Genomic DNA, 2,176 nt, shown 5'->3' with positions numbered 1-2,176 from the left:
TCACCGCCCACTCTGCGTCCGTCAGGTCAAACCGCGCCATCCTCGGTCCTCTATTCGGAGAACCAACGACGCCCCGACCAAACCGTGCCACCCGTTATGGGTTCACGACCTAAGGTTCCCGCCGGCCTGCTTAGCGCCCGCGCCCAGATCCAGGGCTTCGCTCGGTTTCAGCGCCGCCCCCTAGTCGTCGCCGGCAAGTTCGACCACTCGGCGATCATGACCGCCGCTGCGGTTGCCGCCACCGGCCTGCAGGAGCGCTACGGTCTCACCCGCGCCGCCGCCCTGTCCACCGCCCTCAAGGCCGCCTGGCAGGCTGCCAAGATGGCCCGCGCCGCTACTGCGCACTGAGGGGAGGGCACGATGCCCCGTAGCTCCGAGCCGACGACTGAAGCGCCTCTCACTCCCTCAGCCGATCCGTTGGCTTACCGCCCCCGCACGGCTGCGGCTGCCATCGGGATCAGTGAGGCCCTGATCTTCGAACTGATCGCTGAGGGCGCCCTACCAGCGCGGAAGCTGCGCGGCGTCACGCTCATCCTCCGCTCGGACCTCTTGGCCTTCCTCGAGGCGCTGCCGCTCACCGCGTCGGCAGCAAAGGCCCGCGCTGCGTCCGACTGATCGGCGCCGACCCAAGGCGCAGCACCTCCCCACCACCGACCCACCGCCACGAGCCCCACCAGGAGCGCGAACGATGTCCTATGCCCGCATCCCGAACTTCAGCCAGCCCGTCCCGGTGCGCAGCACCAGTGCCCGCACGGGCCGCCGCCAGATCCCGCTGGACCGCCGCTACCGCAACCTGCCCGACGAGACCCAGCCCGGCACGATCGAGGCCTGGGAGGCCGTCACCCCCATCCGCCCCGACACGGCGCACAGCCGGTCCCTGCGCTTCCTCGACATCGCCGGTGAGCTACTCGCGGCCGCCTTCATCATCGGCGGCGGCATGGTGCTCATCGGCCTTGCCACCCTGCTCTGACCCGACCCGCAATCCGAGCGGGCCGGTCGCCCGCGCACCTCTCCTCGAGGATCCCGCGATGTCCCTGCGCACCTCTCTCAAGAACCTGATCCGCCCCGATGCCGCTGCCAGCCTGCGCGAGCGCGCCTCCGACTTGCAGGCAGATCTCTCGCGCGTCGCACGCCCTCCTGTCGCCGAGCCCGCATCGCCCGGCTCAGCCGCGTCGGAGACGCACCCGGCCGCCGAACCCGATCCCGCCCTGGCGGTCGTGACCGTGTTCCGGGCGAGCTGGAATGCGTTGGGCGAAGTTCTGGACGCTGAGGTGCCCGACGAGCTGTCAGCAAAATTGGATGAGGCCCAGGGCGCCGCCTACCAGGGCCTGAAGGCCGTGCGCCCAACGACCCCCGAGGGTTACCGCGCTCTCGCCGAGGCTTGGGCCATGGCGCTGAAGGGCGAACGCGGCGACGAGCCGGGCATGACGGTCAGCGACCACGCCGCGGACTCACTGATCGCCGGGGCAGGCGCATGTGCCCCCGTCCAGCCGGTCGACTGGTACGACCCGCCGCCCGGCTTCATGGCCGCGCCCGCCCTCGAGCCGTCCAGCTTCGTCCCGGTCGCCGACGGCATCGCGCGGGATCTCGCTCGTCTCCGCGGGGCCGCGTGGGCCGAATTTCATCGCCGGGTAAGTCCGGAGACCACGGTCGAAGACATCAGGCGCATTCGCCGGGAACTGCACCTCGACGCACTGTCGCCGAGCCCCCCAAAGTCGGACATCGGCGACCAGGTCGACTTCGCCTCCACCGACATCAACGAGCTGCGAGCCGTCCACGAGAGGATGCGCGAGCTGTCGAGCGTCGCCTACGCCATGTCCTGCATGGAATGCTGCTCGGACAATGCGGCCGGCAGGCTGCTGCATTGGCTCGCGGACGAACTGACCACCGTCGAGGGCAAAGCCGCCGCCGAGATGCAGAGCCGCCGGCCGGCCGCTTTCTGGGACCGGAAGATCCGGCTCGGTCTCGTGGCCGAACGCATCATCGAGAACGGCGACGACGCCGAAACCGCGGGCTTCATCCAGGACCTCGCGGCCTGGGCCGCCGAGCAGGCGCGGCGCTGACCGGCGCCCGCCGCCCCTTCTGCAGCCGTGCGTACCGCCCCGGCCGGATCCTGCCGGGCTCCCCCATCACACCCCGAGACCTGACATCATGAGCAACGTGGTCACCTTCACAC

General features: G+C 70.4%; 4 protein-coding genes. All 4 read left to right on the top strand.

The window, feature by feature from the left end:
* Positions 1 to 96: 96 nt before the first annotated feature.
* The 4 genes from FV233_RS29165 (at position 97) to FV233_RS29150 (ending at position 2,063) form a co-directional block, all read left to right on the top strand.
* Entirely contained in the window at positions 97 to 348 is a 252-nt protein-coding gene (locus FV233_RS29165) for a hypothetical protein (protein WP_147899609.1), read from the top strand.
* Between the two features lie 12 nt (positions 349 to 360).
* Positions 361 to 615 (top strand): helix-turn-helix domain-containing protein, encoded by a 255-nt coding sequence (locus FV233_RS29160; protein WP_147853215.1) that lies wholly within the window; start codon positions 361 to 363, stop codon positions 613 to 615.
* A gap of 73 nt (positions 616 to 688) precedes the next feature.
* Positions 689 to 970, top strand: a complete 282-nt coding sequence (locus FV233_RS29155; RefSeq protein ID WP_147853216.1) for a hypothetical protein — start codon at positions 689 to 691, stop codon at positions 968 to 970.
* Positions 971 to 1,028: 58 nt separating this feature from the next.
* A complete protein-coding gene (locus FV233_RS29150; RefSeq protein WP_147853217.1) occupies positions 1,029 to 2,063 on the top strand; it encodes a hypothetical protein in 1,035 nt (344 codons plus the stop codon).
* Positions 2,064 to 2,176: the final 113 nt, after the last annotated feature.

The sequence above is a fragment of the Methylobacterium sp. WL7 genome (assembly GCF_008040085.1).
Taxonomy (GTDB): Bacteria; Pseudomonadota; Alphaproteobacteria; order Rhizobiales; family Beijerinckiaceae; genus Methylobacterium; species Methylobacterium mesophilicum.
The sequence above is the reverse complement of the archived record's forward strand: the minus strand, read 5'-3'. Positions and strand labels throughout refer to the sequence as shown.

Excerpts from the sequence above, each read along its gene's own strand:
- FV233_RS29165 (WP_147899609.1), top strand. The coding sequence starts at position 97 with ATGGGTTCACGACCTAAGGTTCCCGCCGGCCTGCTTAGCGCCCGCGCC.
- FV233_RS29160 (WP_147853215.1), top strand. The coding sequence starts at position 361 with ATGCCCCGTAGCTCCGAGCCGACGACTGAAGCGCCTCTCACTCCCTCA.
- FV233_RS29155 (WP_147853216.1), top strand. The coding sequence starts at position 689 with ATGTCCTATGCCCGCATCCCGAACTTCAGCCAGCCCGTCCCGGTGCGC.
- FV233_RS29150 (WP_147853217.1), top strand. The coding sequence starts at position 1,029 with ATGTCCCTGCGCACCTCTCTCAAGAACCTGATCCGCCCCGATGCCGCT.